Source organism: Bacillus cereus group sp. MYBKT111-2 (assembly GCF_051915205.1).
Lineage (GTDB): Bacteria > Bacillota > Bacilli > Bacillales > Bacillaceae_G > Bacillus_A > Bacillus_A paranthracis.
Window position 1 is genome coordinate 347,245 of record NZ_JBQAEG010000002.1, and the last position, 12,561, is coordinate 359,805.

Consider the following 12,561-nt stretch of genomic DNA (forward strand, 5'->3'; position numbering starts at 1 on the left):
GGGTTATATTTATTTGAGCTTTTAAAATTTAATAACTTTATTGTTATTTTACATTTATACAATGAAAAAAATTCCGAGAAGTTATTCTTCATTAAATAACTAATTATTTAAACATTTCAAAATGACCTGTAACCCACTTTTGATGATTACGAGCAAGGTATTGTTCCGTCTGAATAAGTTTATCTACAAGTTCTTCTTTAGATAATTTCATATATTTACTTCTTACTTTTAAAATATTGCGACTAGGTGAAATGTTTCTTATAGTCGATTCATCAAATGTGGTTTGTGGTGCAGTCTTTTTCTTGTTTTGTTTTATTTTAAAAGTCTTACTATATTGTTTGTAATAAGAATACAGTTCCTCATTTCTTTTTATTGTATTAGAATGGATACCTTTTCCTGTTACATCAAGTTCTTTTGATTTCTCATGAATGTTTTTGTATGTTACAGGAATTCCATTTGAAATGAGAGTATCAATTGTCAACATACCTAATTGAATAGAACGATTTTTTCTTTGTTCGTGAACAGACCTCAACCAAGAACGACTACCAGAAGGTGTTAGATTTGATAACTGGTTCATATCTCTGTTCCTCTCTATATTTTTTGATTAAATCAATTTCTTTTAATTCAATTTTAGCTTGTTTCCGCATTTCTTTTGCTTTTCTTACTTCAATTTCGAGCCCAATTTTTTTGAAACGTTTTTCCATGTCCTCTGCAACCTTAATAGCTTCTAATAGTTCATGTTCTTGTTCTGGTTGTGGGATTTTTGCTTTGCACCCTAAACATGCCATCTTCGTCGGACATACATAATCTGTCACACAAGTGCCGCCTAAAACGTTATTAAAAACTCCAACTTTTTCACTATACTCTGTAAGTTCTTTTTGAAGTTCTACTGGACTTCGTAGTAAAGCATCATCTATGTCAATATAGCTAGAAATTACATCTTGAAGTTCACCGACCGATTCAGCAATTTGACTTGGAGTTGGAGCCGAATAGTATTCAGTTACCACTAAGTCTCGTTGATGCAGAATTTTCGCCAAAATATCAATAGGCATCTTTTGACGTTGTACAGCTTCTGTTGCAAATGCATGCCGTAACAAATGTGTTTTTACAATTACAGGAGAGCCCTCTTGTGTTTCAAATCTTAACCCGTGTAGTAGAAATCGAATACAGGCATACACTGCATGAATCTTAAAAGCTTTATGATTATATTGAAAATAATAAGGCTTTTCTCCTGGAAACAAGTGCTTTCTATCATGACGATATTCAACACTGGGAATTTTTCCTCCATAATGATCCTTTAGCATTCGTGAAACAGTTTGGATAATTTGCATTGTTTGTTTACTCACATAAAATTCTTCTACAATATCTCTTCCTTTTGGAATCGCATAAAATGAATAATGAAGTTTTTCTTTTACCAATTTAGTTTGTATACATTCTTTCGTGTTGCTAATTTGTAATAGTTCATTTATTCTTGCTCCTGTTGTTGTAAGAATATCTATCGCCAATAAACCAAATGTACATCCAGCATAAAAAGGTTCTACATCAAAAAAAACACCTTTTACATTATTCCTATAACGACCTAAAAAAGCAGAAAAACTAATTATATCTTTATGACCACTAGCAAACGGAGGGGATTTACTTTCAGAATTCTTATCCATATACCCCCACAATTTTAGAAAGTCTTGTTTTTGTTTTATTTCTTCTTTGTTGGCCCTTTGAAATAAATTTCCTAGAACATCATTTTCAATTAAATCAGTAAACCATAATCCATCTACTTCGTCATCTTCATCTAAAGGTTCAGATTTTACAAATTCTAAAAAGTGGTGATTATTATTTTTCGAATAGGTTGATTTACGTTCTTGTGCTTGTTTAACTACTGTTTTGGGGAAGTATTCTTCGTGGTGTAATACAAATGACTGCTTATCCCATAAACGAAAATAAAAACGTTCTCCAATTCGTGTCGGTTCTTCGTAATGAAATTCCAGTGGAAGAGATAAGTTTTGTTCCTCAACACGTTCTATTGTTTTTTGAAAACTTTCCCTTATACGTTTTATTTGATTCCAGCGGAAATGGGCTTCCGATCGGATTTTGGGTAGAAAAGGAACTATAGCATCTGTTTCATCTTTCCGACTATTTTGTGCCTGTTCCGTCGCTAATTTTTCAAATAGAAAATCATTTGAGTTAAATAAAGGTATAGGAAAAAGAAATTGCTCAAAATATTCTTGTTGTTCGATTGATAATTTATGAGTTAACCACTTTTTCATTTGAGAGGAAAGTGCTCTATAATTTTTAAAAAAACTCATTCTCATAGAATTGGAATGTTCGGGATAAATTGTTCCTTTAAAATATTTATACAAATGTTCCATAACATCAAATTCTGACATCGTATTCAAGTTAAATGCTAAAAAAATATCTTGGAATCTTGGATTAGCATTTATTAATGTATTTCTAATTGTATGCGAATCTAGATTTTTATCCGCACTAGTAAGTATCCCTAATAAGAGATGATTTGCCCAAGGTTTATTAACACAAGCACTCAAGAAATACTTTAAGTTTCTTTCATCTAATTTATCTAAAAGAAAAATACCTCTTGAGTCTTTTAAGTGAAGAATTTTTCCGTCCACTTTTTCCTTTAACTTATCATACCATTCATTATTTGGTACATCTCTAATTATTGTTGACATACTTACTCCAACCCTTCTAACAGTTCTTGTAAATCATGATCTATTTCTTTTTGGACTTCAATTGTTGTATGTTGGAATTCGATGTTTTTCTTCATTTTTTTACTTTGTTCATATTCGATTTCATTTTTTTGCATATTTTCAAACATTTGGTCATGTGATTCTCGATGTTTTTCCTCATCGAAATAATGCTCATACACTCTAATGGTATCTGGATTTTTCCATTTCATATACTTAATAAGTTCATTCTTTCGTTGGTGGATTTCGGAATCATATTTAGAAATGTTATGAATCTCTCTAAGTCTAGTTGTGACAAACCAATGCCTTGCTTTATGTGGATTCAACTTAATATCGCCATTTGTCATTGCTTTGTTCCAATGATAGTACCAAGCATGATACGTTAAAGGTGTACCAAACTCTGAAAGGAATATAGGAGCTTCATCAGATAGTTGTTCATAATTAAAATGGTTTATATCATATTTCATTCTTTCGGTATTAATATATTGAAAAAGGCGTTTTACAGTGTCTTTGCTAAATCGAAGAAACTTTACCTTTCTTCCATAGCTACCTTTACTGAATGTAATGACTTCTTGATGACTTTTTCTTGAACGATAATCTCCAATTGTTAATTCAATGATTTCAGAAGCCCTAGCTCCAGTTTCAAAAAGCATTCGTGATATAACCGTTTCTCTTTGAGACCAATTTATATTTTTCCCCGCTTGATAGACTTGAAAGGGTAAGTGGGGATCGTCAATAATCTTAGGTTGCCATTCATCATTGATAATTTTGAAATAAGAATCCGTTAATCTACGATGTTCTAAAGGTTCTTCTGTTCCGCTAATAGCGGGCATGCGTGGTTTGTCCTTTCTAACACCTTCAACATGACTACGATAGTCATTGAGAATTGCTTCGGAATCTATTAATGGATTAGGATGATTATACTCGTCTAAACGAATAAGCGATTTATAGAATGATTTAATCGCAGATAAAAAAAGATTTACGGTATTGGGGCTTTTGTTTGTTAGATTAACAAAGCAAAAACTATCCTTTTCACGAACTCTACATTCCATTTCGCTTTTTAAATAATCTTCAATGGCTATTCGTATAATTTCTGGTGAATCATCCCATTTCACATGTCTTTCTTGATAGTTGCTATGCTGTTCTAACCAATAAAAAAAAGGTAACAGACATTGTAAATAAGATAAAGCTGAACTTTTCGATATTCTTCCTATACTATCTTGGTAAAAGTCCGTTAAAGGCAAAAATGGTTCATTATTACTATTAAAAACTAGCAATTCATATCGACTCTCAACATCCTTCGGACAATATGCATAATAATATCCTTGGCCCATTGTGCAAATCACCTTCCAGCAACTTTAAATAAAATTAATCTTCTAACCAGTTGTAGAGTGCAATCTTTGATTGGTATGTGTTTTCTGCTTTGTTTTGCATCGCATCGTAGTCTTGCTGTGTAAGATCAGATAAGTGTTTGTTTTGTTTTTTAGGTATTTTAACGAGAAGAGTAGTTGGACTCCAATTTTCACGAATCGCTTTTTTAATAAATCCATCAGGGTTTTTCACTTTTGTAGTAGACTGCTGCATAATAAGTAGTATTTCTAAAGTACGTTTAATTCCAACAATAGATAAGACTGAATGAATTTCTTTCGTAGGTGAGGTAAGTGTAACAGCTTCGTATGCTAATTTTATTAGCGTAGCTTCTTCATTTTCAAATGACTTTATGTGGGATTCTTGATGGGGTTCTTCTTTTGTGGGAACGATCTCTGTAATATGAAGCAAATCACTTTCAAGTATCCGCCATCCTTCTTTATCACTATTGCGATATGAATTAGGCAGCTTACCAGAACGTATCCACCTTTTAATCGTTTCTTCATGCTTCCCTATGAGGGAGGACACTTCTTTGACTGTGTATATTTTCATAAACACACCTCATTAAAAGTTTTTGTTTCCAGAATATTCTATTTTAATTATACAAAAATTGAATGCTGTAGTAAATCTATTTTTTTGTTGTGGTAGCAAATGAGGTCATAAAGAGGTCTTCTAAAAGAAAAATACACCACTAGAAATTAGTGATGTATTTCCGTTAATAAAATGTGCAACATTTTATTAACATAAAGGCTTATAAAAGCTTTGTGTGTTAGAACCTACTTTAATATTACATAGTAGATTCTTTTTTTCTTTTTATGTTACATTACATATTTATATAAAGCATGTGCAACACCATGTTCTTCATTAGATAATGTTTCATATTTACACATCACTTTTATTTCTTCAACAGCATTTCCCATTGCAATTGAAATGTTCGCTTTTTCCATCATAGAAACATCGTTTAGCCCATCACCTATCGCAACAGTATTTTCAACTGGAATATTAAGATATTCAGCTAAAGTGTATAATCCATTCCCTTTTTGAGCATCTCGATGATTAATCTCTAAATTGTGCCAATATGAAGATGTAATTGCTAAATCTGAATTATGAAGAAATGTTTCTTTTAGTTTTTTTAATTTCTCTATATCATAAGAAAATGGCAACAATTTATGCACGTGTATTTCTGTTTCTACAATTGACTTGCAACTTTCCGTACTATGAAATGCTGTATGCTCAAGGTATAATGCTGCAATTGTTTCTAATTCTTGTATATCCACATTTGTTTTTGAATTTTTCAAATCCTCAATTTCCCTGCGTACACTTTCCACTCCATATTCTGGAACATATACGCCTTTATCTGTATAAAGTTGATAATATAAACCATTCTCTTCAAGATATTCTACTATTTTAAGTGCCTGCATATTTTGAATTGGATATCTTTTCATCATTTTTTTATCTTTATATATAAGTGCACCATTTTCTGCAATGATCGGACACTCTAAATCAGCTTCTAACAATAATCGTTCAATATCGACAATAGAACGTCCTGTACAAATCGCTACAACATGGCCCGCTTCTTGACATGCTCGAATTGCTTTTGCATTCTCTGTACTAATCATTTTATTCCCTGAAAGAAGGGTTCCATCTAAATCAATTGCTATTAATTTCATTATTTCTTCACCACTTTCTAAAATACACGAGTTCTACCTATATTCAAGGTATCGTTTTCACACTGGTCTCGTGAGGTTCTCTTTAGTTATAATTTATGAAAAGCGTTTCAGGTCAAGAAATAATTAAAAATAAAATCAGAAGCTTTTCTTTTTAAAGAAAAGCTTCTGATTTTAAACTATGAACTATAACGAATATATTTCGTCTCACACATGTACACATTCTTATCTTCAGTTGGGACATATATTTTAAACTTTTCTAAACGTTTTCCGTAAACATGAATAGTGACAACGCTTTCATTTTCTGCTATTTCAAGAATATGACAATCAGCTGGTGGAATGACTTTATCTGTTTCTCCTTCTCCCAAATAAAGATTTCCTGTATGAGTTAAATAAACAAGTGAATTTTCAAACTGCTTCGTTTGTATAAAGTTCTGCACCATTATTCTTCCTGTAAATACGCCTTCTACTCCCCATGTGCCATCATGATCATGCAAAGGAGTCGATTGTCCATCTTTCCATACAAGAGCTAATACTTCAAAACGATTTAAAGGATCTTCATAAAGCAAGTGTCGTGCATATTGAGCCGAATTCGCCTTCTGTTTTTCTAACGGAAGCCATGTTTTCTTTTCTAAAAGTTCTTCTAATAATTTTTCAATGCCACAAACAATTTGATCTTCTAACAAATTACTATTTATTAAATCCGTTACAGCTTTAATAAATGTTTGGAACGTCTTACTTCCATTACACGTTAACATAAGCATCCTCCTCTACTCTTATTCACACACTTCCATACTAAATAACCAACTAAAATTTTACAATTAAGAAATAAAAAAACAAGGTACAGTAAATTTGTACCTTGCTGAACAGTTTATTGAGTTTTAAGCGAATAGGTAAGAATTTTGAATTAAATCATAATATGCTTTATCCTTCTCTTCGACGTTTTGAGAATATGGGGGCTATAACGAAAAAGGTACATACACAAGTCGGAAAACCAAACCGAAATATGTATGAAATTACTGAAACAGGAGAAGAAATTCTTCTGAAATGTTGCGCGAGTTTCCCGAAAAACTCGCGACAAACAATATAGAATTTCTTGTTCGTATCGCGCTATTTGAAAAACTTGATTATGAAGCTAGAAAAGAAATTTTAACAATACGCCAAGACATACTACATAAACAACTTACTGCTATTCAATCTCTAGATGCTAACTCATCTTTTATTACAGAAGTCATTGAATTTAGTAAATCACGTATCGAACATGAATTGCTCTGGATTACATCACTTATGAAGAAAATATGAAAAAATAAAAGAAAAGTTAAAAACAATGAATGAAAATGAGATTTATTATCAATACTATAATTAATAAAAGGGCAACCACGATTTGGCTACCCTTCAAAAATTTATACTTCCGGATCGAAAGTTTTGCAATCTGTTTCTTCTGTAGTCGATGCTTGTTTTCCTTTATGACTTACTACATAAATTGCGTCTGCGCTACATTTATTACCGTTAGCCCAAAATTTACAGTTGTTTACTTCACATAAAACGTCTTGTGCCATAGTATCACACCTCCTTGTTCTATTATCATTAACAAAATTCGGAGGTATGATACTTTTTGTTATGCATTTTTTATTACCTTTTTAGCTTTCTTAATGGCTCTATATCTCCTTGTACAATAGCACCTATATTTTCAGTTATTTTTTCAATATCAAAATGCCACCATTGAATTTGCAATAACTCCTCTATTATTGTATTTGTAAATCGTTCCTTTATTTTATTTGCAGGGTTTCCACCAACAATTGTATATGGTGCAACGTCTCTAGTCACAACCGATTTAGCTGCTATTATTGCACCATCCCCTATTTTTATTCCAGGCATAATTGTTGTATCCATACCGATCCAAACGTCATTTCCTATAACTGTATCACCTTTGTAAGGTAAATCAGACAAATTAGGTGTATACTTCTCCCACCCATTTCCAAATATATTAAATGGATATGCCGAAAATCCATCCATCCGATGATTCGCTCCATTCATAATAAAGGTAACTCCATTTGCAATACAACAAAACTTTCCAATGATAAGGCGATCTCCAAGAAATTCATAATGATGTAATACTCGATCTTCAAATGTTTCTCCATCTTTCGCATCATAATATGAATAGTCTCCGGCGAGTATATTAGCTTTCGTTATTGTATTTTTTATAAAGTGAACATTTTTATTTCCTTCAATAGGGTATTTAACATTTGGATTAGGATTCATGTTGCACAGCACTTCCTTTCCTATTCATTTCACTCTCTACTGCTATAACTGGCTTTAAATTGTATATAGGTAAAATAAATAATAATCCAATTATAAATAGTAAAGCTGTGCCTTCGTACATCGTACTTAATGAGAACATTTCTTTTAATGAACCAGCAATACTCATTGTTACTACCATTGAACCGGTGAATAGCGGACTTAAAATGCCATTTACACGACCAATAAAATCAGTATCACTATTTTGAATAATGAGCGTATTAATACCTATTTGAATACAAGGAAGAGCTAAACCGCTAAAAAGTTGTGCTATGAGTGTTACCCATAAATTGGTGGAATAACCTATAATACCGATGCCAATTGCCTGACCAAGCATACCGATAATTAACATCTTTTGCGGCGCAACATTTTTTGCAAACACCATCGCTAAAGCACCGCCAACAATCATTCCTGCACCATTTACTGTTAGTAACCATTGTAAACTCTCTTTTGATAATCCTAACTGCTCAGTCACAATAAAAATACCTAACGGCTGAATTAAACCAATTCCTAGTCCTGCTGCCATAAAACAAAGCCCTAGCAAAGTTAATGCTTTTTTCTTTTTCACATATTTAATACCATCAAGCATTTCCTGTAATATAGTGATTTCTTTCTTCTCATTATCATTCTCAAGATCTTTCGGAAGAAATAACAACACAACTGCTGCAAGTAAAAAAGCGATACCTGTAATAATGATTGAAATATAAATTCCAAAACTATGAAAAATAAATGTTCCAAGAATCGGTCCTAACACCATAAATATCGCAAATATTGTTTGATAAATAGACATTGCTAATTGAATTTGTTCTGCCGATAAATGCTGTTTAAACAATTTCATGCCAGATGGCTGAGAAAATTGCGAAAGGATTGCAGAAATAAGTGTGACAAAAAACACGATTTTCCACGTTCCAAACATTAGAGTAATTAATACTGCAAATACTGATAAAGAACTTAAAGTCTCACACCATATCATAGTCCTCTTCGGCTTCCACCTATCAGCAAACGTTCCACCAATAAAGGAAAAGATGAAAATTGGAGCAAACTCCGCCACTGAAATCATCGAAATAGCAAAAGCATCACCCTTTGTCATTTCCATTACATATAGTAATACCGCAAAGTTCCGAACCCATATTCCAATTTGTAAAAATAATGCTGATGCTAGAATCCCCTGTACAAACCGGTTTTTTAATACTTGTGATACCCCATTATTTTGTTTCGTTTCTACATTTGTCGACATAAAAAAGCCCCCAATTTCATGTTCTGAACAGGAGGCAGCACAAATCATATGAAAAGACTATATTTTCGCAGAGCGAAATACATCCCTTTTCTATAAATGTACAGACTAATCCTATTCAGAAGAATATTTCGTTTTTTAACGAAGATCTCTTACAAATAGAATTAGTTGATCATTGGGATGTTTTCACCCTTCCGTTTCGAATTTAAATTACACATACATACTCTATGTAAATCATTTTCTATGTATGCATGTCTTACAATAAATATTCTAGAATGTTAATGGTAATTCCTCTAAAGAACGCATTAAATAATTACCTTGCCATTTAATGTCTTCACGATTCCCTTTTATTTGTAGTTTTGGCATTCTCTCAAACAAAGTAGTAATAGCAATTTTTGCTTCCAACCTAGCAAGTGGAGCACCTAGGCAGAAATGGCTACCATGACCAAAGGCAATATGACGATTGTTCTCGCGAGTAATATCGAATACTTCTGGATTCTCAAATACTGTTTCATCACGGTTTGCAGAAGCTAAGGCAATGACAACCATATCTCCTTTTTCAATTGTTTGATCGTGAATTTGAAAAGGTTCATCTGCCCATCTTGAAGTTGTAACCTCAACCGGAGAATAATATCGTAATCCTTCCTCAATTGCTGCATCAATTAACTTTGGATTTTCTTTTAATAACTGTAATTGATCCGGATTTTCAAGAAGTGCTAATACCGTATTTGTTATTAAATTTACCGTTGTCTCATGCCCTGCAACAATTAGTAACATTATCATTGAATATAGTTCCCGAGCGTTAAGTTTATGTCCTTCACTTTCTGCAAGTATTAAAGCACTAACCAAGTCCTCTTTCGGTTCTTTTCGTTTCATATCAACTAAATATTGAAGGTATGTAATAAACTCAGATAGTTGCTTTTCAGTTTCTTTTATTTCTTCTGGTGTTTCTGGATAAGCAATGACAGCATGCGACCAAATTCTAAATTTCGCTTGATCTTCTTTTGGAATGCCGAGCATTTCACTTATTACAATGATTGGTAAAGGAAATGAATAATCATCCACAAGGTTTAATGAACCTTTCCGCTCAACTTCGTTCAATAAATCATCTGCAATATCCTGAATTCTTCCTTCCAGTTGTGCAATCATCTTCGGTGTGAAAACTTTTTGCACAAGTGATCGCAGACGATTGTGGTTAGGTGGATCTGAATTTAACATGTGCGTCGTTAAATGATCACTATTGTCAACAGTAAGAAACACATTTAATGTATCTTGAGAAAATACATTGGCCGGATCTTTTTTTAAGCGACTGTCTTTTAAAAGCGGCAAAGCATCTTCATATCTTGTAATAAGCCACTCTGCACCTAATTCAGTTTTATTCACAAATAAGATAGGTTGCATTTTACGAGATTCTTTATAAATTTCATATGCATCTTCTTTAAACTGAGCTGAAGCTAAATTGATGCCATCCTCTATTCTTAGCCCAACTTTATTTTTCATTGACATTGTATTCCCTCACTCTCATTTGTTTTAAAAAAACAACCAACATATGCATTATACGCTAATAAAAACGTGAAAATTGTAACTTTTTAATCAAAACCTTACTTCGTATATTGAAAAATAAAAAAGTGAGGGAGTAAAATCTTTCTACTCTCTCACTTTTCTTTATGCGAAGCACATGAAATTACTAATTTGTTGATAGCGATAACTTATTTTACGACGACGACCACCTTGCCACGTGTAACCTGATACTCCATTTCTTCTCACTTCGGTCGGGAAGAACCATAAATCCCTTCCGAAAGGACCAGGACGATGTAAGCGTAAATAGCCCCATCTTCCTAGACAGTTACACATCCAAGATTTCATATTACCTGGTTGTGCAGGAGAAGCAAATGTAGACGGTAACGCCGGCGCTTGTGACGGAGGTGGTGACGTTGGAGCATCTTCCGCATCATCTGGTCTGTAATCTTCTTGTTCAATATCTCTCACTTCATTTGTAGGTTCATACCCGTAGTTTTGTGGATTATAATACATCGCTTGATCATATGGATAATTTTGTTGGTTATACATATTAATAAATCACCTTCTTTTCATTACCTTTACCATTCATATGTGATATGCCCTCTCTGGGAAGCTTATGTATAGCCTAAATTCAACAAAAAATAAAGCTCGTATTTTAAAAATATGAGCTTCTTCATAAACGGAATAGATGTATTATTTTCTTAATTTCACACTATAGAAACGCATTTCATCTAATGAACCTTCAAATTCAAATACTTCTTGTTTAATTAATTCCTTTAAGCGATATTCTAAAAACGTATCGCCAACTGATTGCTCTACAAGACCAAGTGCTTCACCAATTACTCTAGGAGCTTTTAGGAATTCTTGATCAGCACCTATACTTTTCGCACATTCAATAATAAATTGATCAAAATAATTTTCTTGTACAGAACGCACTTCATTGTCTGTCCAAACTCTTAAAAATCCCGTACTTTTCGAGAGACTATCCCACTCATGTTCAAACTGCAGACGATTCTCTACAGTTAAATACGGCAATTTTACAAAACTTTTTTGAATTAGAGCTAAACTTTCAGGTGGTAACTCTCCTGTTCCACGAATCACATACTCTAGTTTTAATATTTCTTTACTTGCTTCAGATGTATTCATAACGCGAATATTTTTCTTATCTTTTAATTGCGCTATTACAAAACATAGACCTACATGTTCATGTGCGTTATCGGCTTTCCAAATTGTAATAGGCGTTTCACTAGGAATAGCGTATAGTTCTTCCATAGTTTCTAAAAACCTTGGTAAATACTCTTCTTCAAAATAATTTTCATAAGCATTTAAGTTGTTTACTAACCATTCCTGTCTTGCTAGTTGCCCTTCATTCATATGTAACTTATTTATCGGCCCAATTGAAAAGAATTCAGAAAAAGCAACAACCATCTCTTCCAATCGTTCTTCTTGACCAAGCATATGCTTTAAACATCCAGCTTTTGAATCATCAAATGCAATATGTACGTGTGAGACTTCTTTTACATTTCTTTTATAAGATGTATTACTCGTTAGTTGCTTAGGAATATCCATCAAATTTTTAATAGTATCTTCACTATAGTTTTCTTTTAATAAATTTAATTGGATTAGAATACTTTGAAGTAAATGTTTTGCTTCATCTTCGTGCATATCCTCTACAGCATTTTTAATTTTATCTATCATGTAAACCCCTCTATTCATTTCAAAAATAACGTAGATTATAGTGTATCATTTAAGTGTTACTCTTTAAAAGTTTTTT

General features: G+C 32.6%; 12 protein-coding genes and 1 pseudogene. 1 reads left to right on the forward strand and 12 read right to left on the reverse strand.

Annotated elements, in window-relative coordinates; all coding sequences use genetic code 11:
• Positions 1-103 precede the first annotated feature (103 nt).
• From ACTFNE_RS07055 to ACTFNE_RS07080, 6 genes are all read right to left on the reverse strand, one after another.
• Positions 104-577 (reverse strand): hypothetical protein, encoded by a 474-nt coding sequence (locus ACTFNE_RS07055; RefSeq protein ID WP_001072817.1) that lies wholly within the window; start codon positions 575-577, stop codon positions 104-106.
• Complete coding sequence (locus tag ACTFNE_RS07060) at positions 543-2,684, reverse strand: site-specific integrase (RefSeq protein WP_000104012.1); 2,142 nt, start codon at positions 2,682-2,684, stop codon at positions 543-545. Before ACTFNE_RS07060 ends, ACTFNE_RS07055 begins: the two co-directional genes overlap by 35 nt.
• A 2-nt stretch (positions 2,685-2,686) precedes the next feature.
• On the reverse strand, positions 2,687-4,033 hold the full coding sequence (locus ACTFNE_RS07065; protein ID WP_000529730.1) for a tyrosine-type recombinase/integrase: 1,347 nt from the start codon (positions 4,031-4,033) through the stop codon (positions 2,687-2,689).
• 34 nt (positions 4,034-4,067) lie between these two features.
• Positions 4,068-4,619, reverse strand: a complete 552-nt coding sequence (locus ACTFNE_RS07070; RefSeq protein WP_000708737.1) for a helix-turn-helix domain-containing protein — start codon at positions 4,617-4,619, stop codon at positions 4,068-4,070.
• A gap of 266 nt (positions 4,620-4,885) precedes the next feature.
• Positions 4,886-5,737, reverse strand: a complete 852-nt coding sequence (locus ACTFNE_RS07075) for a Cof-type HAD-IIB family hydrolase (RefSeq protein ID WP_270704803.1) — start codon at positions 5,735-5,737, stop codon at positions 4,886-4,888.
• 176 nt (positions 5,738-5,913) lie between these two features.
• Complete coding sequence (locus tag ACTFNE_RS07080) at positions 5,914-6,492, reverse strand: cysteine dioxygenase family protein (RefSeq protein WP_270704802.1); 579 nt, start codon at positions 6,490-6,492, stop codon at positions 5,914-5,916.
• Positions 6,493-6,584: 92 nt separating this feature from the next.
• Between ACTFNE_RS07080 and ACTFNE_RS07085 the strand changes: the two are divergent.
• Positions 6,585-7,036, forward strand: a pseudogene (locus ACTFNE_RS07085) (PadR family transcriptional regulator).
• A 101-nt stretch (positions 7,037-7,137) separates the two neighbouring features.
• Here the strand turns inward: ACTFNE_RS07085 and ACTFNE_RS07090 are convergent.
• The 6 genes from ACTFNE_RS07090 to ACTFNE_RS07115 all read right to left on the reverse strand — a co-directional run bounded on the left by ACTFNE_RS07090 (position 7,138) and on the right by ACTFNE_RS07115 (position 12,485).
• Complete coding sequence (locus ACTFNE_RS07090) at positions 7,138-7,293, reverse strand: DUF1540 domain-containing protein (protein WP_000046091.1); 156 nt, start codon at positions 7,291-7,293, stop codon at positions 7,138-7,140.
• Positions 7,294-7,366: 73 nt separating this feature from the next.
• Positions 7,367-7,996: a Vat family streptogramin A O-acetyltransferase gene (locus ACTFNE_RS07095; protein WP_001069219.1), complete on the reverse strand. Its 630-nt coding sequence runs from the start codon at positions 7,994-7,996 to the stop codon at positions 7,367-7,369.
• Entirely contained in the window at positions 7,986-9,269 is a 1,284-nt protein-coding gene (locus ACTFNE_RS07100; RefSeq protein WP_270704801.1) for an MFS transporter, read from the reverse strand. The genes ACTFNE_RS07095 and ACTFNE_RS07100 overlap by 11 nt, the downstream gene beginning before the upstream one ends.
• 267 nt (positions 9,270-9,536) lie before the next feature.
• Positions 9,537-10,772: a cytochrome P450 gene (gene cypA / locus ACTFNE_RS07105; RefSeq protein WP_098946895.1), complete on the reverse strand. Its 1,236-nt coding sequence runs from the start codon at positions 10,770-10,772 to the stop codon at positions 9,537-9,539.
• A 159-nt stretch (positions 10,773-10,931) separates the two neighbouring features.
• A complete protein-coding gene (locus ACTFNE_RS07110; protein ID WP_270704798.1) occupies positions 10,932-11,336 on the reverse strand; it encodes a hypothetical protein in 405 nt (134 codons plus the stop codon).
• 144 nt (positions 11,337-11,480) lie between these two features.
• Positions 11,481-12,485: a DUF1835 domain-containing protein gene (locus ACTFNE_RS07115; RefSeq protein WP_270704796.1), complete on the reverse strand. Its 1,005-nt coding sequence runs from the start codon at positions 12,483-12,485 to the stop codon at positions 11,481-11,483.
• Between the last annotated feature and the right edge of the window lie 76 nt (positions 12,486-12,561).

Coding starts and splice junctions, on each gene's coding strand:
- ACTFNE_RS07055 (WP_001072817.1), bottom strand. CDS start 577: ATGAACCAGTTATCAAATCTAACACCTTCTGGTAGTCGTTCTTGGTTG.
- ACTFNE_RS07060 (WP_000104012.1), bottom strand. CDS start 2,684: ATGTCAACAATAATTAGAGATGTACCAAATAATGAATGGTATGATAAG.
- ACTFNE_RS07065 (WP_000529730.1), bottom strand. CDS start 4,033: ATGGGCCAAGGATATTATTATGCATATTGTCCGAAGGATGTTGAGAGT.
- ACTFNE_RS07070 (WP_000708737.1), bottom strand. CDS start 4,619: ATGAAAATATACACAGTCAAAGAAGTGTCCTCCCTCATAGGGAAGCAT.
- ACTFNE_RS07075 (WP_270704803.1), bottom strand. CDS start 5,737: ATGAAATTAATAGCAATTGATTTAGATGGAACCCTTCTTTCAGGGAAT.
- ACTFNE_RS07080 (WP_270704802.1), bottom strand. CDS start 6,492: ATGTTAACGTGTAATGGAAGTAAGACGTTCCAAACATTTATTAAAGCT.
- ACTFNE_RS07090 (WP_000046091.1), bottom strand. CDS start 7,293: ATGGCACAAGACGTTTTATGTGAAGTAAACAACTGTAAATTTTGGGCT.
- ACTFNE_RS07095 (WP_001069219.1), bottom strand. CDS start 7,996: ATGAATCCTAATCCAAATGTTAAATACCCTATTGAAGGAAATAAAAAT.
- ACTFNE_RS07100 (WP_270704801.1), bottom strand. CDS start 9,269: ATGTCGACAAATGTAGAAACGAAACAAAATAATGGGGTATCACAAGTA.
- cypA (WP_098946895.1), bottom strand. CDS start 10,772: ATGTCAATGAAAAATAAAGTTGGGCTAAGAATAGAGGATGGCATCAAT.
- ACTFNE_RS07110 (WP_270704798.1), bottom strand. CDS start 11,336: ATGTATAACCAACAAAATTATCCATATGATCAAGCGATGTATTATAAT.
- ACTFNE_RS07115 (WP_270704796.1), bottom strand. CDS start 12,485: ATGATAGATAAAATTAAAAATGCTGTAGAGGATATGCACGAAGATGAA.